Below are 23,439 nucleotides of genomic sequence, written 5' to 3' on the forward strand. Positions count from 1 at the left end.
TGCCCCGATCGAAACGTTGCGCTAGATGGAGGAACGAGCCTTGTCGAGCAGCGAGGGTTGCTGGAGCACCTCGTGCTTTTCGCCGACGCGGCGCTCGGGGCCCATATAGGCGGAGTTGGTGTTGCGGCGCCGGTCCGGACCGAAATAGGTCTTGGTCTTGATGAAGGGCCGGGGATTGGCGACGACGTTGAGGATACGCTGGTAAAGGCCCTTGGCGGAGATCGGCTTGGCCAGGAATTCGGTGACGCCGGCATCGCGCGCGACCGTGACGCGGCGTTTCTCGGAATGACCGGTCAGCATGATGATCGGCGCGTAAGGATTGCCCTTGGATTCCGGCTGCCGGATCATCTGCGCGAGCTCGAGCCCGTCGAAGATCGGCATCGCCCAGTCGGTGATGACGATGTCGGGCACGTAATGGCTGTACATTTCCAGCGCGGTGGCGCCGTCCTCGGCCTCGTAAACCTCGCGCGCGCCGAAGGAGTGCAGCAGCGTCCGCAGGATGCGGCGCATGTGCGGATTGTCGTCGCAGACGAGGAAGCGCAGCTTGTTGAAATCGATGCGGAACATGACGCCTGGGCCGGAGCGGTCAACTTTCGTTAACCATATCGCGGCGGGGGTTAAGGAAGGGTTGCTGTCGGCATTTCGCGGAGTACGTGACGAGGGAAGGGTTTAATATCGTAATTCTGCCATTTTTTATTGTAAAACGATAAAAATATACAATTAAATGGGAGCTGGTCCGATGAGCGTCGTCGCGTTTCCTTTTCCTGCGCCGGTCGAGCCGCGGTTGCGGCGCATCGGACGGATCGTGGCCGTCGGCGCGCTCCTGTGCGTCGCCGGCGCCGTGCTTGCGGTGCCGCTGCTCTGGTCGAGCGACGAGATGCTCCGGCACTGGATCGCGACCCAATCCCCGCTGGGGGCACGGCCCTTCACACTCAACCTCAGTACGCGCCTCGCCGGCGCCCTGATCAGCCTGATCGGACTTGCGCCTGTCCTCTACGCTCTGTTGCAGCTCTCGATGCTGTTCTCCCGTTTCGCGCGCGGCGAGGTCTTCGTGACCGAGAACGCCTGGCGCATCCGCCGGATGGGCCTCGCGCTGATCGTCAACGCGCTGATGTCGCCGCTGGTGCAGATGCTCACCACGCTCAACCTGACGCGGGCCAACCAGCCGGGCCAGCTCGTGGTCATGTTCGGGATCGAGCAGTCGCATGTGCTGTCGGTGCTGAGTGGCCTCGCGCTCGTCGCCTTCGCGACCGTGATGGCCGATGCCGTTCGCATGTGGCACGAGAACAGCGAGATCATCTGACCATGCCGATCATCGTCAACCTCGACGTCATGCTCGCCAGGCGCAAGATCAGGTCGCGCGAGCTTGCCGCGCGCATCGAGCTCACGGAGGCGAACGTCTCCCTGCTGAAGTCGGGCAAGGTGCGCGGCATCCGCTTCGACACGCTCGAGCGGATCTGCGCCGTGCTCGACTGCCAGCCCGGTGATATCCTGGAATATGTCCCTGACAGCGCGGACGACGCGTTGGAGCCGCGCGGGGCCGGCCGGAAATCGGCCTAGCCAATCCTTCAAGTCCAGATTGGAGATGCCTGCGATGAACCGCCTGGCGCGTGTTCTTGCGAGCGCGGCTGCGCTCATGCTTGCCGGTTGCAGCTCGGTGCCGCTGACATCGATCCCGCCGCTTGCCCGCATCGATGCCAGGACGACGGATCTGTCGATGCTGCGCGTCGCCGTGCAGTTGCCTGACGCGCTGCGGCCACGTTCGGGCGGCGTCAAGCTCGACGTCGTCACCAAAGTGGCCGGCGAGGCCGAGACCAGGACGAGCTTCGCCATGATGGAGATGAGCGACCCGCGAGATCGCGTCAGCCTGCCTGCGCCGCCGCGGGGCTCCTCAACCTACGCCTATCGCTTGTCGCCGGGCGATGCTGCGCGCTTCGAAGCGCTGCGTGCATCGATGGTCGAGCAGGGGAAGCAAGGCAAACGCGGGTCGATGGGGCTCGGCGTCGGAGCCAGGGAATTCTGTCGCGCGAACGCGGCGCCGCAGGGATCGCTGGCTGTCACGATCTATCTGATGACGTCGGAGACGAAGAGCTTCGTTCCCGTCGTCAGGGATTTCGATCTGCTCGCGGATCCCGCAATGGCGGGCGGCCTGGAATCGATTCAGCCTTGCGGCCAGTGATCCGCATTGGCGCTCAATAGCCGAACTGCTCGCGCAGGATGCGTTCTTCCAGGCTGTGGCCGGGGTCGAACAGCATGCGCATCGAGATGGTTTTGTCGGACAGCACCTCGACGCGGCGGACGTCGCGCACCTCGTCATGGTCGGCCACCGCCGCCACCGGCCGCTTGTCGCCCTCCAGCACCTCGATCACGACGTAAGCCGTATTGGGCAGGAGCGCGCCGCGCCAGCGGCGCGGGCGGAAGGCGCTGATCGGCGTCAGCGCCAGCAGCGCGGCGTTGATCGGCAGGATCGGTCCCTGCGCGGACAGATTGTAGGCGGTGGAGCCGGCGGGCGTCGCCACCATGATGCCGTCGGCGATCAGCTCAGCCATGCGCTCGCGCTCGTCGATCAGGATCCGCAGGCGCGCGGCCTGGTAGGTCTGCCGGAACAGGGCGACCTCGTTGATGGCGTGATGCAGGTGGACGCGGTCGTTGACGTCGGTGGCGCGCATCAGGAGCGGGTTGATCTCGGATTCCTGCGCTGCCTCGAGACGAGCGCGAAGGTCGACCGTCGAGTACTCGTTCATCAGGAAGCCGACGGTGCCGCGGTGCATGCCATAGATCGGTTTGCCCGAGTGCATGTTCTGGTGCAGCGTCTGGAGCATCAGTCCGTCGCCGCCGAGCGCGACCACGACATCGGCGTCGTTCGGGTCGCAATTGCCATAGTCCCGAGTGAGCTGGCCGAAGGCGGTCTGCGCCTCGCTGCTTGGGCTCGCGACAAAGGCGATCCGGTTGTATCGCGCTGGCTTGGTCATGGCTTCCGGGCAGGGCCGCTGGCTGGAGAAAGTTCCGCCGGGCTCGTCTATACGACCTGGGCCTGCATTGTCGAGAAGGACCGCTGTTCAAGGCAAACAGCGTCCATCCCGATTCAGGGCAAATCCGGGTCGATTTGTGCTCGCCCGGCTTCTTCAGGCGCCGCCGGGCCGGCTATCCCCCAAACCGTCGCAATTTCTCGCTAGCCTTGCGATGCTCGCCGGCTCTCGCAGCCGGACAAGGAGAACGATCATGGTCATGCGTTTGCCGGCGCTCCGCCGCGCGACCCTGGTACTGGCGGTGTCGACTTTCGCGCTCGCGGGATTTGCCCGCGCGGACGATCCGCCGCAGCCGCGCGCCGAGACGACGGCCCCAGCGGGACAGAAGGGTGGGCGCGGCGGCAACACGCCAGGCGCGTCACAGGGTTCATCGTCCGCCGCCGAGCCGCATCGCCTTCCGTCGGATTCGACCACGAAGCAGACGCTCGATCTGCCGGGCCGTGCACTCGACTTCACTGCGACTGCCGGCTCGATCCGCGTGTTCGACGGCAAGGGTGAGCCGCTCGCCGACATCGCCTATACGTCCTATGAGCTCGATGGTGCCGACCGAGCGACGCGCCCCGTGACGTTCCTGTTCAACGGCGGTCCCGGCGCGTCCTCGGCATGGCTCCAGTTCGGCGCTGCGGGGCCGTGGCGGCTGCCGCTCGATGGCGAGGCCCTTTCGCCGTCCGCCTCACCCGAGGTGAAGCCGAACGCGGAGACGTGGCTCGACTTTACCGATCTCGTCTTCATCGATCCCGTCAGCACCGGCTACAGCCGCTTCGTTGCCAGCGGCGAGGACGCGCGCAAGTCCTTCTACTCCGTCGACGGCGACGTCAATTCGATCGCGCTCGTGATCCGCCGCTGGCTGGAGAAGCACGACCGGCTGACCTCGCCGAAATATGTCGGCGGCGAAAGCTATGGCGGCATTCGCGGGCCGAAGGTCGTGCGCCAGTTGCAGCTCCAGCATGGCGTCGGCGTCAGGGGATTGATCCTGGTGTCGCCGCTCCTGGACTTCCGCGAGTTCACCGGCACCAGCCTCCTGCAATATGTCGCGACGCTGCCGAGCTATGTCGCGGTGGCGCGCGAAGCCAAGGGAGCGGTCAAGCGCGCCGATCTCGCCGACGTCGAGGCTTACGCGCGGGGCGAGTTCCTGGCCGACCTCGTCAAGGGCGAGGCGGACAAGGAGGCCACCAATCGCCTTGCCGACAAGGTCGCCGAGCTCACCGGGATCGATCAGGCCGTGAGCCGCCGGCTCGCCGGCCGTTTCGACGTCGGTGAATTCCGCCGCGAGTTCGACCGCAAGAACGGCAAGGTGACGGGGCGCTACGACGCCTCGGTGCGAGGCTATGATCCCTATCCGGATTCGAGCAGCTCCCGGTTCGGCGATCCCTCGGGCGATGCGCTCCAGGCGCCGCTGACGAGTGCGGCGGTCGATGTTCTCACGCGCAAGCTCAACTGGCGGCCGGATGGCTCCTATGAAGTCCTCAATGGCGCCGTCGAGGGCAATTGGGATTTCGGCCGCGGCATCAACCCGCCCCAGTCGGTGTCGGAGCTGCGCCAGATCCTCGCCACCGACGGAAAGCTGAACGTGCTGGTCGCGCACGGCCTGTTCGATCTCGCCACGCCCTATTTCGGATCGAAGCGGGTGCTCGACCAGCTCCCGGCGTTCGCCACGCAGCGGGTCAAGTTCGTCGTCTATCCCGGCGGCCACATGTTCTATTCGCGCGACGGCTCGCGGCAGGCGTTTCGGAGCGAGGTGGAGGCTCTTATCCGAGAGTAGGCCGCCGCTTGCGCGGCGGATATCTCCGCGCGATCTCGCGCGCCACGACACGCTCCGGCTTGATATTGGCGCCGGCGATCCAGATGTCGCTGACCTTGCCGCGCGCGTCACGGACGCGGCGCACCGGCTCGCCGTGGCTGGAATAGCCGGCAGCCCAGGCGAGCTTGCCGGTGTCGCGGCCGGTGACCTCGATCTCGGCGGCATCCATGAACGGATTGATGAACTGCGGATTGGCGACCAGCACGCGGTTGCCCGCGGGGACGAGATCGGTTGCGCCCCAGATCGTCCACCAGCGGCCGGTCCAGTCGCGCACGCGGCGGTCGGGTGCGCCGCGAGTCCTGAACACGCGCAGGATCTGCATCGCGCCGTCCATCCAGAACGGCGCCGCGCCGTCGATCGAGTTGCTGAGGATGCTGATCGCGAGCTCGCAAGCGGGGATGGAGCAGGTCCGGGAGATGTAACCCTGAAAATGGCCGCCATGGCCGAACCAGTCCCAGCCGTCGGTTTTGCCGGCGTTGATGCCAAGGCCATAATAGGCCTCGAAACTCTGCGGGATGCGCCAGTGATGCCGGGTCATTTCGCGGCGGCTTGCGACTGAGAGCACGCTCTTCCTGGCGTTGGGCGCAAGCTGCGCGAAGAAGCGGGCCGTATCGCCGGCGGTGGCGGCGAAGCCCGTAGCGGACGCCATCGCGTGCGTCGGATTGTCGCCGGGGATCACGCAACGCTCGCCCAAGGGCACCTTTCGCGTGTGGCCGCGCGCGAACGATGCGCCCTTGGGAAGCGGCGCATCCGGCTCAGTCTCGCGCAGGCCTGCGGGCTCGATGATCTCGCGCTTGATCCAGGCGGCGTAGGGCTCCTTCGACACGGCTTCGATGACGAGGCCGAGCAGGCCAAAGCCGTGGTTGGAGTATTTGAAGCGCGTCCCCGGCTCGATCGCGGTCGGCAGCTTCAATTCCGCGAGCAACTCCCTGGCGTTGAGATAGGGACGGTTGTCGATGAACTGCCCGGAATCGGCGCCATCGCGCGTCAGCCCCGCGCTGTGCGAGAGCACCTGCGCAATCGTCGTCTCGGCGACGCGCGGATGCAGGCCGCCGACATGTTGGCCGACCGTGTCGTCGAGCCGCAGCTTGCGCTGGTCGCGCAGCTTCATGATGCCGGCGGAGGTGAAGCTCTTCGAATGCGAGGCGATACGGCAGCGGTGGCGCGGGGTGAGTTTTTCGCCGGTGTCGAGATTGGCAAGACCAAAGGCGTGCTCGGCGACGATTTCGCCGCGATGGGCAAATGCGACGATGACGCCGGGCTGCTGGAATGTCGTCTGTTGGAATTCGATCCAGGAGCCGATGTAGTCGATCGCGGATCGCAGCCACGTATCCATTGCGCACCAATTTGCGAGGGGAGCACTTGATGCGAGAGGCTAACCGAGAAAGCGGAACGGGCACAACCCCGAGGTTGTGCCCGTTCGTTTCGTTCGAGGATGCGATGTCTCAGTAGACGAGCGTCGCGCCGGTCGGCTTGTCGAGCGCCGCGGCGAGCGAGCGATACTCGGAGCTGTCAGTGCCGGCGAGCGAGGCGATCTTGTTCAGGTGGTACTGCGCCTGTTCGCGGTTGCCCTGCTCGAGCTGCCAGAGGCCGTAATACTGCCAGGTGCGGACGTGGTTCGGATCGTCCTTCAGCGCGATCTCGTAATAGACCTTGGATGACTGGTAGTCGCCGAGCTTGCGATAGGAGTAGCCGATCAAATTGGCGACGTCGGCGACGTCGTCGCGCTCGAGCGACTTCAGCTGGCCGATCGCGCTCGTGTAGTCGTGACCGTCGTAGATCGTGGTGTAGGCGGTGCGATAGGCCGCGAGGAATTTGGGATCGCTGATGGAGGAGCTCTTCTTCTTCCCCTTCTTGGTCGAGCTGTCCGACTTCGGCGGCGGCGAGGGCTCGTCGCTGCCCGCGGCGTAGGCGCTGGTCAGCATCGGTCCGGCGGCCAACGCCATCGAGACAAGCCCCGGTACCAGAAGCATGGAAAGTTTGCGCATCTATCTTCTCCCGTATGGAACGTGGCGATCCTACACGATTGCCCAAAGACCGGAACACCCAGAGGGCAAAAACATTCCCGCTTCGCACGATCTATTCGCCCCTCCGCAGATGACAAACTTGTCATCGAGATGAACAGAAGCCTGCAAGGGACTTCAGACTGGGTTCAGCGCGCGCCGCCTAGGCTCCCACCCACGATCGAAGAGTAGGCGAGAGGGCGCCGCCTCAAGATCCTTCCAAGAGGAGACCAACCATGTTGAAGACCATTTCCGCAGCCTTGCTCGCCGCTTCCGTAATCGCAGCCCCGGCCTTCGCCGCTGAAGCCGGCAAGACCACCACGACCGCGCCGGTGATCAAGGCGGACCAGAGCCAGACCAAGGTGTCGACCACCACCGTGAAACCCGAGGCCGGCGTCAAGGCCGACACGAAGGCCGCCGACGTCAAGGCGGACGCCAAGGTGGATACCAAGTCGAAGGCGATGAACGCCAATGCCGCGGTCACGCCCGATGAGCACAAGGCCGTGCGCACGCATCGTCACCACCACAAGCATCTGTCGGCCAAGAAGTCGCTGAAGGCGCAGCCTGACGTGACCAAGCCGGCGGCCATCGACAAGCGCAGCTAACGACTGATCCGGCGCGGCGGCATCCCTGGCATTGCCCGCCGCCGCGTGCGGAATTCAGGCCCGGCCCGTCGTCTCGGCGTCAGCGCGAAAGCGCAGGCGCCGGCGGCGGGGCGGTGCGTTATTTGCGCAGCCTACGAGCAGGAGCGAATTCCCTTCGTGCAACCTTGGAGCTAGAACATCCTCCGAGTCTGATCGAGCGGAGAGCGTGGCCTGTGGGGCGATTGGCGAAGCGTGCGGTGATCTTGGCGTTGGTTCTGGTCTTGCCGCTGGCGCTCGCGGCATGTTTCGGCAGCGACGGTGATCGTCCATCCCTGATGGAGGGGACCCAGGCGGGAGGGCCGCAGCCGTTTCCCGACAATTTTCGCAGTGACACGCTGGCCTTGATGCGCGCTTACCTCAACAATCCCGTCGGCGTGCGCGAGGCCACCATGGCCGATCCGGTGCTCCGCGAGATCGGCGGACGGCAGTTCTACGTCGCCTGCCTGCACTTCACGCCACGCGAGACCGACGGCAGCTACAAGGGCATGCGCGAACGGGCCGCCGTGTTCGTCAACGGGCGGGGCGACCGCATCGTCGATCGCGCCGGCGAGCTCTGCGCCGGTGCGGTTTACGCACCCTTTCCGGAACTGGAAAAGATGGCGCGGTAGCGCAAAGCCGGCCTTCATCGGCAGGTGCTAGGACAGGGGCCGCCGGAGCCGCTGGATCACAATTTGGCGAGCTTTGAACGGGGCTGGTTTGCCTTGCGACAGATCGTTACAGCCCGCCTTGCGCAGACGACGAAAACAGTCGGTGCAAGCAGGTGTGACGGAACAAAATCGCGTTGTTGCCAACCCGTCACAGTTACAGACGATCAACGTTCCGGCATCGCCGCGAAGCAACCTAATTCACGCCACGTTGTTTCCTGAGTGTCGAATTTGAAAGAACGGGGATGATCATGAAGACGATTTTGCTGGGCGCCGTCGCTCTGCTGGCGCTGGCTGCACCGGCCGCCGCGGCCGACATGCAGCCGCGCACCTATACCAAGGCGCCCGCCTATACGCCGCCGCAGGTGATCTACAACTGGACCGGTTTCTACATCGGCGGCCATGTCGGCGGCGCGTTCGCCGGTGACAGCAGCTTCCAGTCGAGCGACGCCCGCTTCCTGGGCGGCGTGCAGGGCGGCTTCGACTACCAGTTCGCGCCCAATTGGGTGGTGGGCATCGAGGCCCAGTACTCCTGGCTGCCGACCAACAACAACGGTGTCACGTTCCCGCTGGGGACGCAGGTGACGTCCAACACCGACCAGCTCGGGTCGGTGACCGGCCGCATCGGCTACACCTGGGGACCGGCGCTGGTCTATGCCAAGGGCGGTTACGCCTGGCGTAATGGCGGCCTCGGCGTCAACGTCGCCGGCGTGGCGCAGCCCTTCACCGCCACTGGCAACAACAAGGACGGCTATACTGTCGGTGCCGGCCTCGAATACATGTTCGCACCGAGCTGGTCGGCCAAGGCCGAGTACCAGTACTACAACTTTGGCAGCACGACGTTCACCTCCGGTCCGGCCGACGTCGTCGGCGTCCGGGGCCGGGAGGACGAGCATACCGTCAAGGTCGGTGTGAACTACCGCTTCGGCTGGGGTGGACCGGCGGCCTCGCGCTACTGACGCTCAACAGCGACCACGACCTGACAAGGGCCGGCTCACGCCGGCCTTTCGTTTGCCAGGCCCTTGTTTGCCTGCCTGTTGTTTGCTTTGCGTGAACCATCTGGCGCGTCATTTGCAAGCAAACGGTCTGGCGCGCGCGTTCTCACGCGCGTCATGGGACTGGCGTAAAGCAAAAATAATTTTTGCCGCCTACGGAACTCGCGCTCCGGAAGGCGTTATATGAGAATTACCGGGCTGGTGGGACGACGGACATGCGTATCTTTGTGTCGGCAGTAGTGCTCTCGTGCTTCATCTCCCTGCCGTGCGCTGCACAGACAATCCTCAAATCCGAGCCTCTGATGCTGGCACCCTATGAGGTGGCCTTCGTCAAGGACGCTTCCTGCCCATCCGGCAAGGTGCTGAAGGTAACGGGCGCGATCCGCGGGCTGCACCGTCGCAAGGCGTGCGTGGTGCTGGCGGGCGAGCAGGCCTCGCTGGCGACCGCGACCCCCTGAGAGATCCCTTGCTGAGATACCCTGGGCTTGCGGCCGAACCTCAGGAATTCAGCTCAAGCTCCATCCTCGACTGCTGCTCGGCCTCGGCCTTGTTCCTGGCGGGGTCCTCGCCCTGGGCGGCCCGGCAGGGCTTGATCTCGTAATCATTGTCCAGGACCCGGCGCGGCCCGTGGCGCTGGTCGTCGGTGCTGACATCCACGACGAGGCCGCTTTGCTGCGCGAGCTGCCAGACGTCGGCCTCGCTGGGATAGGCCTTGCTGATTTGGGCGTCGTTGCAGAACAGGGCGTAGGGCATTCTTCCCGCTCCCGGAAAGCGCGTTAACGGCTTCACGGGGCAAGGGGTTCCGGGGCGATCACGGGGGCGTGATCGGGGCCGCGGGCCCTGAGTCTTTAACGAGTCCTGAATCCCCAAAAAAAGAATCCCTGGGACTCATTTGCCGGAATCAGCGGATGTTTTCGGCCATGACGACCGACCTCAAGACCTGCTGCGGGCACATGCTGTTGCCACTGACGCTGGGATTGCTCAGCGCCTGTGCGGCCAATCTCTGGTTGGTCTGGTCCTGGCTGTAGGTGTCCGATCGACCGTCGGCCCTAGTTTTCGGCTGGCGGACGGAGGGAGGGGTCGCGAATGGCCGCGCGGAGCCTGGTCAGGGTCGCCGCGCAATACTCCTCCCGCTCACGCTCGAATCGCTCCTGATGCTTGCGGAAATTGGCGATGCGGGCCTGCATCTCGGAGCGGAAATCGCCGCCTGTCCGTGCTGGCGGGATCATGACGGCTGGGGCGAGCGGGACTGGCGGCGGATTGATCTCGACCGCCAATGTCTCGACCGCCACGGTCTCGACGGTGACGCTCCCCACCGGCACGTCCGGTGCAGCCGTCGGTCTCTCCGGCGGATGGAAGTCACCCTTCTTGCCGGTTACCGATTGGACGAAGGCCATTGTCTGCGCGATCAGTGCGTCGCGCTCGCTGATCCACTTCATGGTCCACCTCTGTTGGAGCTATTCCAGCAAAGCTGGCCGGCCGAATCAAGGAGGTGTCCGGCTGGGGATTGCATATTTTTCCCGCCCGCCCGACAGTGAGGAATGGACGTCAAATCAGACCAGTCGGACGAAGCGCAGGGCCTGAGGCTCGTCCGTGCGTTCTTGTCGCTGCCGCCCGACAGGCGGGCGGAGGTGATCGCGTTCGTGGAGGAATTGGCGCGGGCCCAAGGCCGGCCCGAGGCAGGCGCAGAGGCATCGCCGACGTGAGCGCTATCGCTCGCGCGGGTTAATGTTGGGCTCGAACGGCGCCCCCACCACCCGGACTGGTGTCGGAGCCGTAACGTCGATCGCCGCGCGTTCGGCGACCTGCGTTGCCGGAGCCGGCCCTGGTGCCAGCTTGAACAGCGCAACGGTGCCGGCCACGGCGACACAGCACAGCGTCACCGTCGCCAGCAGAAACATGTTTCGGTTTTCTTCCTTGATCCGCATGGGCCGACAACGACTGACGCCGGCGACCGGTTCCGGCCGGTCATGTCCGGATCACGCCCCCAAAACAGGCAGAAGCTTACACGAGGCTTACGCCGACCCCCCGAATAGTTATTTTTCCGTAAGACTACTCGGGGGATTTGGCATCAAATCTTAACGTCCGCCGGTTCCAATGCCCGTTGCTGGGATTATGCGTCGGCAGAAGCATTGGGGCGGCTGTTATGAGCTTTTTGAACAATCTGAAAATCGTGTGGAAGGTCGCACTAATCGTGGCGGTGATGGGATGCGCGATGCTCGCCGTCGCCGGCTTCGCCGCGCGTGAACTTTCAGCGACTGTCGACGGATTTACCGAACTCTCCGCCGCGCAATCCTCGGCGCTCAACCTGACGCGGGCCCAGCGCCGCGCGGAGACCTATCATGCCGCGCTCTATGCGGTCTTCACCGAAGCGACGGAGGCGGGCAGCGCTGGCCGTCTCAAGATCGCGAACCAGAACCGCACCGAAATCAGTCAGTACCTCGATGCGGCCGTGCAGGACGACCCGTCGCGCGCCAGCCAGGTCAAGAGCATCGGGGACCAGCTGAAGGCCGCGTTCGCCAGCTGCGATCCGGTACTCCAGGCCGGCGCGCAGGCAAGCAGCGTGGAGGAGAATGCCAAGGCCGCCGAACGTGCGCACAAGGAGTGCGATCCGGTGCTGGACGCGGCCCTCGCACGCATCGTCCAGTTCGTGACCGAGTCCGCACAGGCGGTCAGCAACCGCAAGGAAGCCATCAACCGCGACGCCAGATCCGCGACCTGGACCGTGATCGGCGTCAGCGCCGGCGGCCTGATCGTCGGCATCGCAATCGCGCTGTTCATCGGCCTCAATGCGATGTCCCGGCCGATCGCCCGGCTCAAGCTCGCCATGGAGGGTCTCGCCCGCAACGATCTCAAGACCGAGGTGCCCGAGAAGGAGCGGAGCGACGAGATCGGCGACATGGCCAGGACCGTCGAAGTCTTCAAGACCAACGCGCTCGAGGTCGAACGCCTCAAGGCTGCGCAGCTCGAGATCGAGAAGCAGGCTGCCGAGCAGCGCCGCCGTGACATGGTCAACCTGGCCGACGGCTTCGAACGCGCGGTCGGCGAGATCATCGAGACGGTGGGCTCGGCGTCCACCGAGCTCGAAGCGTCGTCCTCGACGCTGGCCACCACCGCGCACCGCGCGCAGGAGCTGACCTCGGTGGTCGCGGTCGCTTCGGGTGAAGCCACCGGCAACGTGCAGTCGGTGGCGACCGCCACAGAGGAGCTGTCGTCCTCGGTCAACGAGATCAGCCGGCAGGTGCAGGAATCCGCGCGGATGGCGGGCGAAGCCGTCACCCAGGCGCGCACCACGACCGAGCGGGTCAGCGAGCTCTCGATCGCGGCGACGCGGATCGGCGATGTCGTCGAGCTGATCAACACCATTGCCGGCCAGACCAACCTGCTGGCGCTGAACGCCACGATCGAGGCGGCACGCGCCGGCGAGGCCGGCCGCGGCTTCGCGGTCGTCGCCTCCGAGGTGAAGACGCTGGCCGAGCAGACCGCGAAGGCGACCGGCGAGATCAGCCAGCAGATTTCCGGAATCCAGACCGCGACCCAGGAATCCGTCAACGCGATCCGCGACATCTCCGCGACGATCGAGCGGCTATCGGAGGTGTCGTCCACCATTGCCGCGGCCGTCGAGGAGCAGGGCGCCGCGACCCAGGAGATCTCACGCAACGTGCAGCAGGCCGCTCACGGCACCCAGCAGGTCTCCACCAACATCACCGACGTGCAGCGCGGCGCGGCCGAGACCGGTTCGGCGTCCTCACAGGTGCTTTCGACCGCCAAGATGCTGGCGACCGACAGCAACCGGCTGAAGGACGAAGTCGGAAAATTCTTGCGGACCGTGCGCGCGGCGTAAGTGTGTGCGGCGGCACTCGTCCGCCGCGCTCGCCGCGCCTAATGCGGAAGCAAGAGGCCGAGCGCGAACACCAACAGCATGGCCGTCATGACGACGGCCGTCACGGCGCCGGCAACGATTTTGGCCTTCTCTTTGCTGGTAGTCGAGCGCATCGGATGCGCAGGCTACCTGATGTTGAACTCTGATCCAATCTGCGGTCAGGAGCCATCTTCGTGACCCGCCTCGATCAGGCGGCGAGCCTTGGCTGGAAGAACCGTGTGACGCGATCGATCGCATCGGATGTCATCGGGTCGGTGCCGGAGAAATCAAAGCCGTGGGCTTTGCCTGGATAGGGCACGAATTCGGCCTCGGCGCCGACCGACTTGCCGAGCTCGACCAGTTGCCGTCCCTTCGCGACCGGCACGTTCCTGTCCGCCTCGCCATGCAATGCGATCAGGGGCGGCAGGTGCTTGACCTTGGCGGCCATAGCGTCGGGCATGCCGCCATAGAGCACCGCGAGCGCGGTGATACGCGTGTCCCGCGCGGCGGTGTCGGCGGCGACGTAGCCGCCCAGCGAGAAGCCGAGCAGGCCGATGCGCCCGGAACTGTCGGACCGGCCCAGGATGGCCGTCACGGTGGCGGAGACCGTGTTGGCCCAATCGTCGAACCGCGTCGTGTCATAGGCATCGCGGCTCTCATGCGTGCTGGACTTCGGCGTCAGCGCGGCCTTATCGGCCGGTGTCATATAGCGGAGAAAATAGACGTCGATGCCCTTGGCGGACAGCGCATCGGCATATCGCTCGTAGGCGCGGAGCCTAAGCTCGATGCCGCGGGACCCGTGCAGCACGATCACGGCAGGGCGCTTCCCGGCCACCGTCGCCGCGTAACGTGATACGGGCAGGCTGTCATTGCCGGAGGTGACGCTGAACTGTTCGCCTGGTGCACCGTGTGCAGGGATAGACGTCAGCAGCGCGGCGATGCCGGTCATGGCCGTTCGTCGGGTAATCATCAGCGAACTCGCGCCAGGGAGATTTCGGAGGCGACGCGTCGGCTGTATAGTGTGCTTGCGACGGAATCTTGACACGAGTCCCGCCCGATGATCCCCAATCGTCCACCCGTGCTCGCCCATGAGCGCTTCGTTGCGGACCGCGAGAGCTTTGACGGCCTCGATCTCGCCGCGCGGTTCGAGCGGATCGAGCGGACCAACCTGTGGGGCGCGGCCACATCAGTCTCGGGCCTCGGCTCGGAGGACCCGGCGACCGCCGCGATCCGGGAGGAGCTTCCTCCTCTGCTGCAACGGCTCGACGCGCGCTCGCTGCTCGATGCGCCCTGCGGCGATGCCGGCTGGATCGGCCGCATCAAGCTCGACCTCGACTACACCGGCATCGACATCGTCCCGTCGCTGATCGAGACCAATCGGCGGCGTGTGGCCGGCGGCGAATTGTCCGGCCGGTTTCTCGTTGCCGACATCACGCGCGATGCGCTGCCGCGCGCGGATGTCATTCTGTGCCGGGACTGCCTGGTTCATTTGAGCTTCGACAACATCGCCCGCGCCGTTGCCCGCTTTGCCGAGAGCGGCGCGGGCTTCCTGCTGGTCACGACATTTCCCGAATGGGATGCAAATCGCGATTGCGCGGATGGCGATTGGCGCGCGCTGAACATGGAGAAGGCGCCATTCAACTGGCCCGCGCCGCGCGCGTTGATCAACGAGCGTTGCGAGGAGGGCGGCGGCGGCTGGCGCGACAAGAGCCTTGCCCTATGGCGGCTGGATGAACTGCCCGATCGTATCCGCATGGCCACGGCGATGTGACGGACGCAGGCGGAACTCCATTGCGTCCGTGACCGCACTGGCGATACACTTCAGGTTGTGTGACGCGATTTTTGCGTCGCGTGCCGACGATACCGGAGAACGCCATGAAGCCGAGTTTTGCCGTAGCGGCTCTGTTGATCTGGTGCTCCACGCCGGCACTGGCGCAGCAGGACGGCGCCGCGCTCTACGCAGCGCACTGCGCGCAATGTCACGATGCCGGCGATGCCCAGAACCGCGCGCCCGCGCGCGGCGCCATGCAGGCGATGTCGTTCGATCACGTGCTGGGGACGCTGACCTCCGGCAGCATGGCCGCGATGGCGAAGGAGCGCAGCGACGACGAGCGTCGCGCGATTGCTGCTTTCGTCACCGGCAAGGCCGCAATCAACAGCGCGTCTGACGGGCAGGGCCGCTGCACGCAGCAGATCAGCGGCTTTCCGCAACCGCTCGACGGTCCACGCTGGAACGGGTGGGGCGTCGATCTCAACAACAGCCGCTTCCAGCCGGCCGACATGGCGGGGCTGACCGCGGCGCAGGTGCCGCGCCTGCGGCTGAAATGGGCCTACGCGTTTCCCGGCGCCTCGGTATCCTTTGCGCCGCCGACGATCATGGGCGGCCTGCTGTTCATCGGCGGCACCGACCGCAAGGTGCACGCGCTCGACGCGCGAACCGGCTGCACGCTGTGGACGTTCGCGATCGATGCGGCGGTGCGCGCCGCGATCACGGTCGCGCCGCTTCCCGGCTCCGATCAGTTCGCGATCTTCTTCGGCGATTTGCGTGCGAACGCCTATGCCGTGAACGCGCTGACGGGGGCGCTGATCTGGAAGACGAAGGTCGAGGAGCATCCGGCCGCGCGCATCACCGGCGCGCCGGTGCTGCATTCCGGCGTGCTCTACGTGCCGGTGTCCTCGCTCGAGGAGGCCGCCGGCTCGCAACCCTCTTACGAATGCTGCACCTTCCGCGGCAGCGTGATGGCGCTGGAGGCCGCGACCGGCAAGCCGGTCTGGCAAGCCTATACGATCCCGGAAGTGCCGCATCCGACCGACAAGAACGCGAGGGGCGTGCAGCTGTTCGGCCCGTCCGGTGCCGCGATCTGGTCGGCGCCGACGATCGATGTGAAGCGCGGCGCGATCTATGTCGCGACCAGCAATTCCTATTCGAATCCGCCATCCGCGACGAGTGACGCGATTCTCGCCTTCGATCTTGCGACGGGAAAGCTGCTCTGGAGCCGGCAGGCCACGCCGAAGGACGCTTATGTCGTGGCGTGCTTCGCCGCGGACAAGACCAATTGTCCCGAGGATCACGGACCCGACCACGATTTCGGCCAGTCGCCGATCCTGGTGACTCTGCGCGACGGCAGGCGCGTTCTTGCCATCGCACAGAAATCCGGTGTCGTGCACGCGCTCGATCCCGACGACGGCGGCAAGATCCTGTGGCAGACGCGGATCGGGAAGGGCGGTGCGCTCGGCGGCAGCGAATGGGGCTCGGCGGCCGATCAGGATCGCATCTATGTCGCGAACTCCGACGTGCGTTTCCTGCGTGACGGCACCAGGCGTCTCGACTCCACGCAAGGCGGCGGCCTGTTCGGGCTCGATCTCGCCAGCGGGACAGTCGTGATGGAGGTGCCTCCGGTCGCCTGTGGCGATCGTCTCCAATGCAGCCCCGCGCTGTCGGCGGCGGTGAGCCTGATCCCCGGCGTCGTGTTCTCCGGCGGCGTCAGCGGCTTCCTGCGTGCCTATGCCAGCGACGGCAAGCTGCTCTGGGAGTTCGACTCCGCGCAGGATTACAAGGCCGTCAACGGCGTCCCCGCCCATGGCGGCGCGATCGACGGTCCCGGACCGGTCATCGCCGGCGGCATGCTCTACACCAATTCCGGCTACGGCCAATGGAGCGGCGTCGCCGGCAACGTGCTGCTGGCGTTCGAGGTGGGGACGGAGTGAGCGCGAGGCAGGGAGGCGCGATGATCGATGCCCGATGCAGTTGTGGCGCCGTTGCATTGTCGCTCGCGGGGCCATCCCGCGCGGTCGTTGCTTGTCACTGCATGGACTGCCAGCGCCGAACCGGTGCGCCCTTCGGCGTCGGTGCCTTCTACGCGGCTGAGGCCGTCACGATCTCGGGGACCCCAAGCGAATACGTTCGCAAGGCCGCGAGCGGCGGCAACGTCCGCAGCTATTTTTGCACCCATTGCGGCTCGACGGTCTACTGGAAGGCGGACAACCTGCCAGGGATGATCGGCGTCGCCGTCGGCGCGATGGCGGACCCGAATTTCCCGGCTCCGCTAAGATCGGTTTTCGAGCAGTCGAAACATGGCTGGGTCGAAATCAACGGTGCGGAGCACTTCCAGCAAAGCAGTGCGAAGAAGAATGCAAGCTGAGGTTTCCGCCTCAAGCGCTGGTGCCGGCTGAGGGGATTGAACCCCCGACCTTCAAGGCGATCTACGAAGCTTGACCGCTGACCTCGGCAAGCTGAGGTCGGAAGAGCATCAACCGGCTCGCCGACGGCCGCTGGAATAGCCGGCAATAGGAGACTCTCCAAAATGCTAGGCTTGCCACATAAGTCACCTTGCCGCGCGGTGAAAAACCGCGCGACGATGAGTAGCATTGCTTTTTTTATCGCCCGGTTCGTTCTTCTTGGAGAGCAGATCTTGTCGATCGTGGGTGCGCTCTCGCGAGAGGCCAGCACATGATTGAGCTTTGGAACAAGTGGTACGGGACCTTGGCCTCTGTCGAGGCGCTGGCAGCCGTCGTCGTTATTGCCGTGGTGACCGCTGGCATTCTTACGCTAATTGAGAGTCAGCGTCATAGGACAAAACATTGATGGGGAGACGTCGGAAAACGATCAGCTAGACCAGAGTAGTTCAGCAGGTGAGTGGCGCTAAAAAGTGCTCCTATGCAGGAGGATCAAATGATCCTTTCTCGTGCAAGTTGGACAAACAGGAATGCTTCTTGGCGGCAAGCATTTTGCACATGCGCGGTGTTGAGCATACTGGTCGCAGCTCCTGCATTCGTGATGATACTCCTGCTGGATTCCCAGCTCGTCTTGCCAGCGCTCAGTATTCTATTTTTCTCAGACGCGATGATCACTGCGGTTTTGGCTTGGGCAAAGTCGGGAAATGCGACATTAGAAAATGTAACGCTATGGGATGTTGCCGGGGCATTGACCATGTTGGGTTGTGCCGCAGCGATTCTTGGCGAACCAGATCAAGTGGCACTTCTTTTCGAGCAACCGGTTAGACTACATTCGGACGCGGCTCTAGGCGATAGCGCTAGCCCCTGATAACCGGCGGCGTTAGGACCCCCGTTTCTTGGTGGCAGGTATCGGTCAACCGATCCGATGGACGTATGCGATCTCGCTTGCAGCTGCCCATTCCCCTGCGGCGGGGACATGACCCGTGCCTGATTATTACGATACAGATGTCCTTAGCGTTTTCTTGCAGATCGTTCTGATCGACCTGGTGCTCGCTGGCGATAACGCCATCGTCATCGGTCTTGCTTCAGCCGGACTTCCTGAGGCGCAACGAGGCAAGGCGATTTTGATCGGTATTGTTGCCGCGACGATACTGCGCGTCTTGCTCGCCGGGTTGGCGACGCAAATCCTCCAGATCGTCGGCCTCTTGCTCGCTGGCGGGATCCTGTTGTTGTGGGTATGCTGGAAAATGTGGCGAGAGTTGCGCACATCCTCCACAGGGCCAACAGGTGCGATGGACGCCGCTGGAGCAATTGCAGGCAGCAAAGCTCGCAAAACCCTCGCTCAAGCGAGTTGGCAGATTGTCGTGGCCGACGTTTCCATGTCTCTCGACAACGTTCTGGCCGTGGCGGGGGCAGCACGCGAGCATCCGATGATCTTGATTTTCGGCCTGGGGCTTTCCATCGCGATGATGGGCGTGGCCGCTTCTTTCATTGCGCGCCTTCTGCAAACTTATCGATGGATTGCTTACGTCGGCCTAGCCGTCATCCTTTATGTGGCGGGTGACATGGTCTTTCGCGGGATGTTGGATGTCATCAACGTTGCGTCGATATGAGATGCTGTTTCACCCTAGATATCCTAAATCGTCAGGCAGAATTCGAACGCGGTACGCATAGGCTGCAGATGGGTGTGAAGCCCGCAGAAGAAAGGGCCGCCTTTGTGGGGCGGCCCTGTCCAAAGTCTATCGACGCCGGTCAAAAAAAATTAGGTTAGAGCAAAGCCAGCCCCGGGAATGAAAACAACTAAGGATACAAACGCCGCGCCCGGTTGAGGGACATCGAAATAAAACAAGCTAAGCGCTGGTGCCGGCTGAGGGGATTGAACCCCCGACCTTCGGTTTACAAAACCGCTGCTCTACCGCTGAGCTAAGCCGGCAAAACCAAACAATTATAAGCAGTTAACGAGAAGAAACTTGTCCGGTCGGCACGTTGGGGTGCACGGTCGGGCAGCGTTTGCGTCGATATAGCCGCAGTCGGGGTGTAGGTCTAGTCTGACTGGCTTGCGCTCTTGTCCGCACCGCCACCTGGCAGAAAATGTGTAGAGCCGGAAAACGCTTTGTGAAACCAGACTGCCCCCGTTGGAGGTACGGGCGAAGGATCTCAGACCAAAAGAGCGGATGATCGTCGACGCAACCGTCAACCGATTCTTGGAAAACTAAAGCTAACAAAACGAATGGTGCTCCAAAGCTGTCAAAGCCTTGCGCGGTCTCGGAACCAAATACGTCCCTTTGGAGTGAGGACGAGACATGAAACGCTTTCTCGCCATCGCCGCTGCACTCGCAGCCGCCGACGCTCACGCGGCGCCTCTAGACGATGCAATCAACTGCGCTAATTACGCGACTATTGATGCCGCCTGTCGTGAGCAAAAAGACCCAAGCGCCCCTTTGCTCGGCAAGCTCAAGACTGCAGCAGGCGTGTTGCACGGTCGCAGCATTCGCATAGGTGCGCAGGCTGGGATTTCCAAAGAAGCGGTTGGAGCCTTGGCTACTATCGCCAACGACAGGATGACAAACGAGATGTCGCGCAAGTGCGACAACATCAAAGTGTTGCGTGATCAATTCGAAGGCACTTGCCGCCCGGTGATGGATCAAGCGTATAAAGATACGCTCATGATGATAGACGAGATCATGAAGGGAAAGGGTCGCTAAGATGATAGCGAACGCGCCGCGCTAAAGCATTAGCGACCGCGATGTAGTCGTAACCCTCGGCGTAGTCCTTTTTCCAGCGTGAATTGTTTCGGTACATCCGGTCGAGCTTGGCTTTCTCCTTCGCATCGGCCACGGTCAGGATACCCTTGCAATAGAGTTCGAGGGAGGCGTTCGCAAAACCGTAGTCGCTGGCGGCCTTGCCGTGATCGACCGCGTGCGCGGCGCCGGTCAGGGCGAGCAGTGTTGCGGAGGCTAGGACGATGGCGGCGGTGCCGGGTAGTCGTTTCATGTGTCACCTCATATCCGCGAAGTGAACTTTTTCGGCATTCCATGCTTCCAGAGGTGCGTTTCGCCGCCATGAAACAGGCGGCCCGTAGGGCCGCCTGATCCTCTTCACCCGACTTGTGCCGTGTTACTGGCAGATGTGCTGGAGGCCGTCCGCTCCCTTGTACCAGGTCCCGAGCCGGCAAACGATGCCGTTGCGGGCCGCATAGGTATCCCAATTGCCGTACCAGCCCATTTCGCTGCGGCCGCCGGCATACCCACCGGAAGTGTCATAGGCGTAGGAATTGTCCCAGCCGCGGAACGGCGCGGATGCAACGGCTGCCGCGGTGCCGACGGCGGCGCCAGCAACGGCGCCTGCGGTGTCGACCGGCCAGAAGCCCGATCGAGTTCCGTCATCCGGATTCACTTGGCCGCGGGCCATGTGCCGGCGCCGAGAGGCGCGATCGGTGGTGGGATTGCCGGGGGTGAGATTCTGGCAATTGGGATCCTGGAAGAGCCCCGTGCAGCGGCCCGAATTGTCGACTGTGGTTTGCGCGAAGGCCGGTGTTGCCAGCGTGGACGCGACGATCGCGGCCAAGCCAAGAAGCTTCAGGCTCGTCATGGCATTTGCTCCATGTTGTTGAGACCTGTGCTAAGCGCGCCATCCGGCAGTCGTTCCGCGGCTTCTCGCATGTGGGGTCACATCGACGTGAGCCCGCCGAGGATGTGAAGTTTGCGCCACGCAACCTCGTGCGATCCGGCATGTGCGGCGGGTTTGTGTCCCGTTAACGCTTCGCTAGCGCAGCTTGCGGCATTTGAGCCGCTGTCGACCCTTGCGCGTTAGGCTTACCGGAAATTGGTGAGGGGGCCTTAACCCTCTCCGCGTGGCGATCGGATAGGATGAGCGTCGGATAAACCGGAATCCTTCCATGCGCGCTCTCGCGCTCGCCGCCTTTCTGATCGGATTGCCCGCGACGGCGTTTGCCGGCGGCGGCTTCGATATCGTCGTTCCCGGCCGCCCGGGCGTGCCCATCATCATCGACAACATCGACGCGTCCTACAGCGTGGTCGAGGGGGTCTGGGGCCTCGGCAAGAACGTCCAGGTGCAGCCGACCATCTATGGCGGGCGCTACATCGCCGAGCGGCAGCCCGAGGACGTCGGCCATTATTATCCGACCATGGGCTTGCGGCCGGGCTACGGCCGGCTCGAGGTCGAGCCGCCCGCCAACCGCAAATTGCCCAGGCCCGCCGAGAGCTATCACCAGAGCTGGGGTGTGCAATCGGCGCCGCTGCCGCCGCAGATGGACGTGCCCGTCAATCCGCCGCCGGTGATCTTTGCGCCTGAGATCAACGACCGTCCGCGGCGTCCTCGGCCGCGGCCGCATGCACAGGCGCCCGGAAGGCCGCCAACTTAAGAAACGTCAAAAATTCAAGAAAAAATCCAAGATACGAAAATCAACAGGAGAGAGTAATGCGTCAGATGATTTCGGGACTGGTTGCGGCGGCTGCCGTGATGTTCGTCGCCACCGCGCCCGCCGCGGCTTGCGGCTTCAGCACGTGCGCACCGGTTGCGCCGGTCTATAGCGGCTGCAACACGGGTTGCGGTAGCTGGGGCTATGGCCCGGGTTATGGCGGATGGGGCTTTGAGCACCTCGCCGAGCCAGCCACGCAGTATTACTACGTCAACCAGGGGCCGACCTACACCGGACCGGGCGCATTCGCGCCGTACCCTACCTATCGTGAGGACGCGGTCGTCGCGCCCGCTAACTACGGCTACGGCCGTGGTTATGGCTACGGCAATGGCTATGGCTATCGTGCCGCCGCCGCCTATCCCTATCAGCGCCCGTACTACCGTCCGTATCGCTACGGCTATGGCCCGCGCTACGGCTATCTGCCGCGCACGCACTACGGCTACGGTCCGCGCTACGGCTACGCCCACCGCGCGCCGTATTACGGCGGCCACCGCGTGCTGCGCCGCTATTACTGATCGTTTGATTGGTTGAGTTGACGAAACGCCCGTCCGCGCGATGCGGACGGGCGTTTTGTTTTTTGGATTCTTAGTTTGACGCGTTTTCTTGACGCGAACCGGTATCCACTTCGCTCGAAAACGCTCTAGCGCTTCATCAACCCGAGACGGCCCGCGCCAACATAGAGCGAGAGCACGGCGGCGTTGGAGACGTTGAGGCTCTTGATCTCGCCGGGCATGTCGAGCCGCGCCACGACGCTGCATGTCTCGCGGGTCAATTGCCGCAGGCCCTTGCCTTCGGCACCAAGCACCAGCGCGAGCGGCTCGCGCAGCGTGACGTTCGAGAGGTCCTCGCTGCCTTCGCTGTCCAGCCCAACGGTCTGGAAGCCGCGCTCGTTCAGCGCGGTGAGTGCGCGGGCGAGGTTCTGCACGGTCACCATTGGCACCAGCTCGAGAGCGCCGGAAGCGGCCTTGGCCAGCACGCCGGTTGCCTCGGGGCTGTGGCGCGCCGTGGTGACGATCGCCTTCACCGCGAAAGCCGCTGCGGAGCGCAGGATGGCGCCGACATTGTGCGGATCGGTGATCTGGTCGAGCACCAGCACCATGCCTTCCTGGTCCAGGGTCTCGATGTCGGGCGAGGGCAGGGCGTCGGCCTCGGCCAGCAGGCCCTGGTGCACGGCGTCGGGCGACAGCAGGCGGTCGATCTCCTGGGGCCGGACGATCTCGGGCGTGACGCGGGTCGCGATGTTTTCGTCCGCAAGCCGCTTTGCGGCGTTCTCGGTCAGCGTCAGCTTGCGGATCTGCCGCTGAGGGTTGGCGAGCGCCATGGTCACGGTGTGCCAGCCATAGAGGATGACCGGTCCGTCGGACTGCGAATCGCGGTCGCGCCAGGCCGGCCGGCCGGCTGATTTTCCGGGCCTGTTGAAGGGCTTAGCCCCGCCGCGGGGGCCCCTTGGGGTAAATTTTCGATCCTTCATGGGCTCGCTTGTGTCACGGGTCCCGGAATATGGCAATTTGGGTGGCTTCGGGGACGATTTTAGCTGTTCGCCTCGGTTGACTTTGCCCCACCGCATCGCCCATAAACGCGCCCGGTCGCGCCCCCATCCGGGCTGTCGCGGCCTTCACGTTCCATGGCCGTCTTCGGTCGCCGGCAAGGTCCGGCCCGATTGTGCTGCCGTCGAGCGGGGGAGTGTCCCGAGTGGCAAAGGGAGCTGACTGTAAATCAGCCGCCTCATGGCTTCGCAGGTTCGAGTCCTGCCTCCCCCACCAGCCTTCGCTCGCTTCGCGAGCTACGGCTGGGCAAGCCTGACCAAATCACCGTCACGCGAAGCTAGCGAAGGCTGTCACGCC

The 23,439-nt window shown here is 64.2% G+C and carries 29 protein-coding genes, 2 tRNA genes and 1 pseudogene; 19 read left to right on the plus strand and 13 right to left on the minus strand.

The annotated features are described in order from the left end of the window. Positions 1-21: 21 nt before the first annotated feature. On the minus strand, positions 22-567 hold the full coding sequence (locus AB7Z56_RS16865; protein ID WP_008549760.1) for a response regulator: 546 nt from the start codon (positions 565-567) through the stop codon (positions 22-24). 172 nt (positions 568-739) lie between these two features. Here AB7Z56_RS16865 and AB7Z56_RS16870 point away from each other — a divergent pair, with 172 nt between their 5' ends. The 3 genes from AB7Z56_RS16870 to AB7Z56_RS16880 are packed head-to-tail and all read left to right on the plus strand — an operon-like array spanning position 740 to position 2,179. Further along, the gene (locus tag AB7Z56_RS16870; protein WP_166342389.1) at positions 740-1,303 is read left to right on the plus strand and encodes a DUF2975 domain-containing protein; all 564 of its coding nucleotides are present in this window, start codon (positions 740-742) and stop codon (positions 1,301-1,303) included. A gap of 2 nt (positions 1,304-1,305) precedes the next feature. Next, positions 1,306-1,560 (plus strand): helix-turn-helix domain-containing protein, encoded by a 255-nt coding sequence (locus AB7Z56_RS16875; RefSeq protein ID WP_049807677.1) that lies wholly within the window; start codon positions 1,306-1,308, stop codon positions 1,558-1,560. Positions 1,561-1,594: 34 nt separating this feature from the next. Beyond that, positions 1,595-2,179: a hypothetical protein gene (locus AB7Z56_RS16880; RefSeq protein WP_283016907.1), complete on the plus strand. Its 585-nt coding sequence runs from the start codon at positions 1,595-1,597 to the stop codon at positions 2,177-2,179. A gap of 13 nt (positions 2,180-2,192) precedes the next feature. Here the strand turns inward: AB7Z56_RS16880 and AB7Z56_RS16885 are convergent, their stop codons facing one another. Further along, positions 2,193-2,972, minus strand: a complete 780-nt coding sequence (locus AB7Z56_RS16885) for an NAD kinase (protein ID WP_166092312.1) — start codon at positions 2,970-2,972, stop codon at positions 2,193-2,195. 250 nt (positions 2,973-3,222) lie between these two features. Here AB7Z56_RS16885 and AB7Z56_RS16890 point away from each other — a divergent pair, with 250 nt between their 5' ends. Next, positions 3,223-4,791, plus strand: coding sequence for a S10 family peptidase (locus AB7Z56_RS16890; protein ID WP_166342388.1), 1,569 nt, complete (start codon positions 3,223-3,225; stop codon positions 4,789-4,791). On the opposite strand, the gene AB7Z56_RS16895 is transcribed toward AB7Z56_RS16890, so the two are convergent. Both AB7Z56_RS16895 and AB7Z56_RS16900 read right to left on the minus strand, forming a co-directional pair. Continuing rightward, positions 4,778-6,166 carry a serine hydrolase domain-containing protein gene (locus tag AB7Z56_RS16895; protein WP_441256371.1) on the minus strand — a complete coding sequence of 463 codons (1,389 nt, stop codon included), beginning with the start codon at positions 6,164-6,166 and terminating at the stop codon, positions 4,778-4,780. The two genes, AB7Z56_RS16890 and AB7Z56_RS16895, sit on opposite strands and share 14 nt — an antisense overlap. A gap of 109 nt (positions 6,167-6,275) precedes the next feature. Continuing rightward, the gene (locus AB7Z56_RS16900; protein WP_354100398.1) at positions 6,276-6,818 is read right to left on the minus strand and encodes a tetratricopeptide repeat protein; all 543 of its coding nucleotides are present in this window, start codon (positions 6,816-6,818) and stop codon (positions 6,276-6,278) included. 251 nt (positions 6,819-7,069) lie between these two features. Here AB7Z56_RS16900 and AB7Z56_RS16905 point away from each other — a divergent pair, with 251 nt between their 5' ends. From AB7Z56_RS16905 to AB7Z56_RS16920, 4 genes are all read left to right on the plus strand, one after another. Further along, positions 7,070-7,438, plus strand: coding sequence for a His-rich protein BRANT (locus AB7Z56_RS16905; protein WP_354098557.1), 369 nt, complete (start codon positions 7,070-7,072; stop codon positions 7,436-7,438). 212 nt (positions 7,439-7,650) lie between these two features. Further along, positions 7,651-8,085, plus strand: a complete 435-nt coding sequence (locus AB7Z56_RS16910) for a hypothetical protein (protein ID WP_187388016.1) — start codon at positions 7,651-7,653, stop codon at positions 8,083-8,085. Positions 8,086-8,372: 287 nt separating this feature from the next. Next, a complete protein-coding gene (locus tag AB7Z56_RS16915; RefSeq protein ID WP_071917379.1) occupies positions 8,373-9,080 on the plus strand; it encodes an outer membrane protein in 708 nt (235 codons plus the stop codon). A gap of 251 nt (positions 9,081-9,331) precedes the next feature. After that, positions 9,332-9,574, plus strand: a complete 243-nt coding sequence (locus tag AB7Z56_RS16920; RefSeq protein WP_038935984.1) for a DUF6719 family protein — start codon at positions 9,332-9,334, stop codon at positions 9,572-9,574. A 40-nt stretch (positions 9,575-9,614) separates the two neighbouring features. Here AB7Z56_RS16920 and AB7Z56_RS16925 read toward each other — a convergent pair whose 3' ends face one another. Together AB7Z56_RS16925 and AB7Z56_RS16930 are read right to left on the minus strand one after the other, a co-directional pair. Next, the gene (locus AB7Z56_RS16925; RefSeq protein ID WP_028150218.1) at positions 9,615-9,869 is read right to left on the minus strand and encodes a hypothetical protein; all 255 of its coding nucleotides are present in this window, start codon (positions 9,867-9,869) and stop codon (positions 9,615-9,617) included. A gap of 296 nt (positions 9,870-10,165) precedes the next feature. Beyond that, positions 10,166-10,555, minus strand: coding sequence for a hypothetical protein (locus tag AB7Z56_RS16930; protein ID WP_208087494.1), 390 nt, complete (start codon positions 10,553-10,555; stop codon positions 10,166-10,168). A gap of 102 nt (positions 10,556-10,657) precedes the next feature. On the opposite strand from AB7Z56_RS16930, the gene AB7Z56_RS16935 reads away from it, so the two are divergent. Further along, positions 10,658-10,822: a hypothetical protein gene (locus AB7Z56_RS16935; RefSeq protein WP_354124984.1), complete on the plus strand. Its 165-nt coding sequence runs from the start codon at positions 10,658-10,660 to the stop codon at positions 10,820-10,822. 3 nt (positions 10,823-10,825) lie between these two features. On the opposite strand, the gene AB7Z56_RS16940 is transcribed toward AB7Z56_RS16935, so the two are convergent. Then, on the minus strand, positions 10,826-11,044 hold the full coding sequence (locus AB7Z56_RS16940; protein ID WP_225005256.1) for a hypothetical protein: 219 nt from the start codon (positions 11,042-11,044) through the stop codon (positions 10,826-10,828). Between the two features lie 218 nt (positions 11,045-11,262). Between AB7Z56_RS16940 and AB7Z56_RS16945 the strand changes: the two genes are divergently transcribed. Next, a complete protein-coding gene (locus AB7Z56_RS16945) occupies positions 11,263-12,960 on the plus strand; it encodes a methyl-accepting chemotaxis protein (protein ID WP_354124985.1) in 1,698 nt (565 codons plus the stop codon). A gap of 226 nt (positions 12,961-13,186) precedes the next feature. Here AB7Z56_RS16945 and AB7Z56_RS16950 read toward each other — a convergent pair whose 3' ends face one another. Continuing rightward, positions 13,187-13,948 carry a dienelactone hydrolase family protein gene (locus tag AB7Z56_RS16950; protein WP_225005254.1) on the minus strand — a complete coding sequence of 254 codons (762 nt, stop codon included), beginning with the start codon at positions 13,946-13,948 and terminating at the stop codon, positions 13,187-13,189. A gap of 87 nt (positions 13,949-14,035) precedes the next feature. On the opposite strand from AB7Z56_RS16950, the gene AB7Z56_RS16955 reads away from it, so the two are divergent. The 3 genes from AB7Z56_RS16955 (at position 14,036) to AB7Z56_RS16965 (ending at position 17,120) form a co-directional block, all read left to right on the plus strand. Beyond that, positions 14,036-14,749 carry a class I SAM-dependent methyltransferase gene (locus AB7Z56_RS16955; protein WP_354124986.1) on the plus strand — a complete coding sequence of 238 codons (714 nt, stop codon included), beginning with the start codon at positions 14,036-14,038 and terminating at the stop codon, positions 14,747-14,749. A gap of 104 nt (positions 14,750-14,853) precedes the next feature. Beyond that, on the plus strand, positions 14,854-16,686 hold the full coding sequence (locus AB7Z56_RS16960; protein WP_354124987.1) for an outer membrane protein assembly factor BamB family protein: 1,833 nt from the start codon (positions 14,854-14,856) through the stop codon (positions 16,684-16,686). A 20-nt stretch (positions 16,687-16,706) separates the two neighbouring features. Then, a complete protein-coding gene (locus AB7Z56_RS16965; protein ID WP_063986280.1) occupies positions 16,707-17,120 on the plus strand; it encodes a GFA family protein in 414 nt (137 codons plus the stop codon). A gap of 18 nt (positions 17,121-17,138) precedes the next feature. On the opposite strand, the pseudogene AB7Z56_RS16970 reads toward AB7Z56_RS16965, so the two are convergent. Continuing rightward, positions 17,139-17,237, minus strand: a pseudogene (locus AB7Z56_RS16970). Positions 17,238-17,650: 413 nt separating this feature from the next. On the opposite strand from AB7Z56_RS16970, the gene AB7Z56_RS16975 reads away from it, so the two are divergent. Both AB7Z56_RS16975 and AB7Z56_RS16980 read left to right on the plus strand, forming a co-directional pair. Continuing rightward, a complete protein-coding gene (locus AB7Z56_RS16975; RefSeq protein ID WP_084795359.1) occupies positions 17,651-18,022 on the plus strand; it encodes a hypothetical protein in 372 nt (123 codons plus the stop codon). Between the two features lie 115 nt (positions 18,023-18,137). Beyond that, positions 18,138-18,767 (plus strand): TerC family protein, encoded by a 630-nt coding sequence (locus AB7Z56_RS16980; protein ID WP_354124988.1) that lies wholly within the window; start codon positions 18,138-18,140, stop codon positions 18,765-18,767. 245 nt (positions 18,768-19,012) lie between these two features. On the opposite strand, the gene AB7Z56_RS16985 is transcribed toward AB7Z56_RS16980, so the two are convergent. After that, positions 19,013-19,087, minus strand: a tRNA-Thr gene (locus AB7Z56_RS16985). 370 nt (positions 19,088-19,457) lie between these two features. Between AB7Z56_RS16985 and AB7Z56_RS16990 the strand changes: the two genes are divergently transcribed. Further along, complete coding sequence (locus AB7Z56_RS16990) at positions 19,458-19,859, plus strand: hypothetical protein (protein WP_354124989.1); 402 nt, start codon at positions 19,458-19,460, stop codon at positions 19,857-19,859. Here AB7Z56_RS16990 and AB7Z56_RS16995 read toward each other — a convergent pair. Then, a complete protein-coding gene (locus AB7Z56_RS16995) occupies positions 19,837-20,148 on the minus strand; it encodes a hypothetical protein (protein ID WP_063982534.1) in 312 nt (103 codons plus the stop codon). The two genes, AB7Z56_RS16990 and AB7Z56_RS16995, sit on opposite strands and share 23 nt — an antisense overlap. A 123-nt stretch (positions 20,149-20,271) precedes the next feature. Beyond that, positions 20,272-20,745, minus strand: coding sequence for a hypothetical protein (locus tag AB7Z56_RS17000; RefSeq protein WP_441256372.1), 474 nt, complete (start codon positions 20,743-20,745; stop codon positions 20,272-20,274). Between the two features lie 307 nt (positions 20,746-21,052). Between AB7Z56_RS17000 and AB7Z56_RS17005 the strand changes: the two genes are divergently transcribed. Then, the gene (locus AB7Z56_RS17005) at positions 21,053-21,538 is read left to right on the plus strand and encodes a hypothetical protein (protein WP_071912719.1); all 486 of its coding nucleotides are present in this window, start codon (positions 21,053-21,055) and stop codon (positions 21,536-21,538) included. Positions 21,539-21,594: 56 nt separating this feature from the next. Continuing rightward, complete coding sequence (locus tag AB7Z56_RS17010) at positions 21,595-22,110, plus strand: hypothetical protein (RefSeq protein ID WP_063982537.1); 516 nt, start codon at positions 21,595-21,597, stop codon at positions 22,108-22,110. A gap of 125 nt (positions 22,111-22,235) precedes the next feature. Here AB7Z56_RS17010 and rlmB read toward each other — a convergent pair whose 3' ends face one another. After that, a complete protein-coding gene (gene rlmB, locus AB7Z56_RS17015; RefSeq protein WP_441256373.1) occupies positions 22,236-23,066 on the minus strand; it encodes a 23S rRNA (guanosine(2251)-2'-O)-methyltransferase RlmB in 831 nt (276 codons plus the stop codon). Between the two features lie 206 nt (positions 23,067-23,272). On the opposite strand from rlmB, the gene AB7Z56_RS17020 reads away from it, so the two are divergent. Continuing rightward, positions 23,273-23,358: transfer RNA gene (locus AB7Z56_RS17020), tRNA-Tyr, on the plus strand. The last annotated feature ends 81 nt before the right edge of the window (positions 23,359-23,439 follow it).

Origin of the sequence: Bradyrhizobium sp. 482_C4_N1_8 (genome assembly GCF_052075965.1) — a bacterium.
GTDB classification, from domain to species: domain Bacteria; phylum Pseudomonadota; class Alphaproteobacteria; order Rhizobiales; family Xanthobacteraceae; genus Bradyrhizobium; species Bradyrhizobium barranii.

Coding starts and splice junctions, on each gene's coding strand:
- AB7Z56_RS16865 (WP_008549760.1), bottom strand. CDS start 567: ATGTTCCGCATCGATTTCAACAAGCTGCGCTTCCTCGTCTGCGACGAC.
- AB7Z56_RS16870 (WP_166342389.1), top strand. CDS start 740: ATGAGCGTCGTCGCGTTTCCTTTTCCTGCGCCGGTCGAGCCGCGGTTG.
- AB7Z56_RS16875 (WP_049807677.1), top strand. CDS start 1,306: ATGCCGATCATCGTCAACCTCGACGTCATGCTCGCCAGGCGCAAGATC.
- AB7Z56_RS16880 (WP_283016907.1), top strand. CDS start 1,595: ATGAACCGCCTGGCGCGTGTTCTTGCGAGCGCGGCTGCGCTCATGCTT.
- AB7Z56_RS16885 (WP_166092312.1), bottom strand. CDS start 2,972: ATGACCAAGCCAGCGCGATACAACCGGATCGCCTTTGTCGCGAGCCCA.
- AB7Z56_RS16890 (WP_166342388.1), top strand. CDS start 3,223: ATGGTCATGCGTTTGCCGGCGCTCCGCCGCGCGACCCTGGTACTGGCG.
- AB7Z56_RS16895 (WP_441256371.1), bottom strand. CDS start 6,166: ATGGATACGTGGCTGCGATCCGCGATCGACTACATCGGCTCCTGGATC.
- AB7Z56_RS16900 (WP_354100398.1), bottom strand. CDS start 6,818: ATGCGCAAACTTTCCATGCTTCTGGTACCGGGGCTTGTCTCGATGGCG.
- AB7Z56_RS16905 (WP_354098557.1), top strand. CDS start 7,070: ATGTTGAAGACCATTTCCGCAGCCTTGCTCGCCGCTTCCGTAATCGCA.
- AB7Z56_RS16915 (WP_071917379.1), top strand. CDS start 8,373: ATGAAGACGATTTTGCTGGGCGCCGTCGCTCTGCTGGCGCTGGCTGCA.
- AB7Z56_RS16920 (WP_038935984.1), top strand. CDS start 9,332: ATGCGTATCTTTGTGTCGGCAGTAGTGCTCTCGTGCTTCATCTCCCTG.
- AB7Z56_RS16925 (WP_028150218.1), bottom strand. CDS start 9,869: ATGCCCTACGCCCTGTTCTGCAACGACGCCCAAATCAGCAAGGCCTAT.
- AB7Z56_RS16930 (WP_208087494.1), bottom strand. CDS start 10,555: ATGAAGTGGATCAGCGAGCGCGACGCACTGATCGCGCAGACAATGGCC.
- AB7Z56_RS16935 (WP_354124984.1), top strand. CDS start 10,658: ATGGACGTCAAATCAGACCAGTCGGACGAAGCGCAGGGCCTGAGGCTC.
- AB7Z56_RS16940 (WP_225005256.1), bottom strand. CDS start 11,044: ATGCGGATCAAGGAAGAAAACCGAAACATGTTTCTGCTGGCGACGGTG.
- AB7Z56_RS16945 (WP_354124985.1), top strand. CDS start 11,263: ATGAGCTTTTTGAACAATCTGAAAATCGTGTGGAAGGTCGCACTAATC.
- AB7Z56_RS16950 (WP_225005254.1), bottom strand. CDS start 13,948: ATGATTACCCGACGAACGGCCATGACCGGCATCGCCGCGCTGCTGACG.
- AB7Z56_RS16955 (WP_354124986.1), top strand. CDS start 14,036: ATGATCCCCAATCGTCCACCCGTGCTCGCCCATGAGCGCTTCGTTGCG.
- AB7Z56_RS16960 (WP_354124987.1), top strand. CDS start 14,854: ATGAAGCCGAGTTTTGCCGTAGCGGCTCTGTTGATCTGGTGCTCCACG.
- AB7Z56_RS16965 (WP_063986280.1), top strand. CDS start 16,707: ATGATCGATGCCCGATGCAGTTGTGGCGCCGTTGCATTGTCGCTCGCG.
- AB7Z56_RS16975 (WP_084795359.1), top strand. CDS start 17,651: ATGATCCTTTCTCGTGCAAGTTGGACAAACAGGAATGCTTCTTGGCGG.
- AB7Z56_RS16990 (WP_354124989.1), top strand. CDS start 19,458: ATGAAACGCTTTCTCGCCATCGCCGCTGCACTCGCAGCCGCCGACGCT.
- AB7Z56_RS16995 (WP_063982534.1), bottom strand. CDS start 20,148: ATGAAACGACTACCCGGCACCGCCGCCATCGTCCTAGCCTCCGCAACA.
- AB7Z56_RS17000 (WP_441256372.1), bottom strand. CDS start 20,745: ATGACGAGCCTGAAGCTTCTTGGCTTGGCCGCGATCGTCGCGTCCACG.
- AB7Z56_RS17005 (WP_071912719.1), top strand. CDS start 21,053: ATGCGCGCTCTCGCGCTCGCCGCCTTTCTGATCGGATTGCCCGCGACG.
- AB7Z56_RS17010 (WP_063982537.1), top strand. CDS start 21,595: ATGCGTCAGATGATTTCGGGACTGGTTGCGGCGGCTGCCGTGATGTTC.
- rlmB (WP_441256373.1), bottom strand. CDS start 23,066: ATGAAGGATCGAAAATTTACCCCAAGGGGCCCCCGCGGCGGGGCTAAG.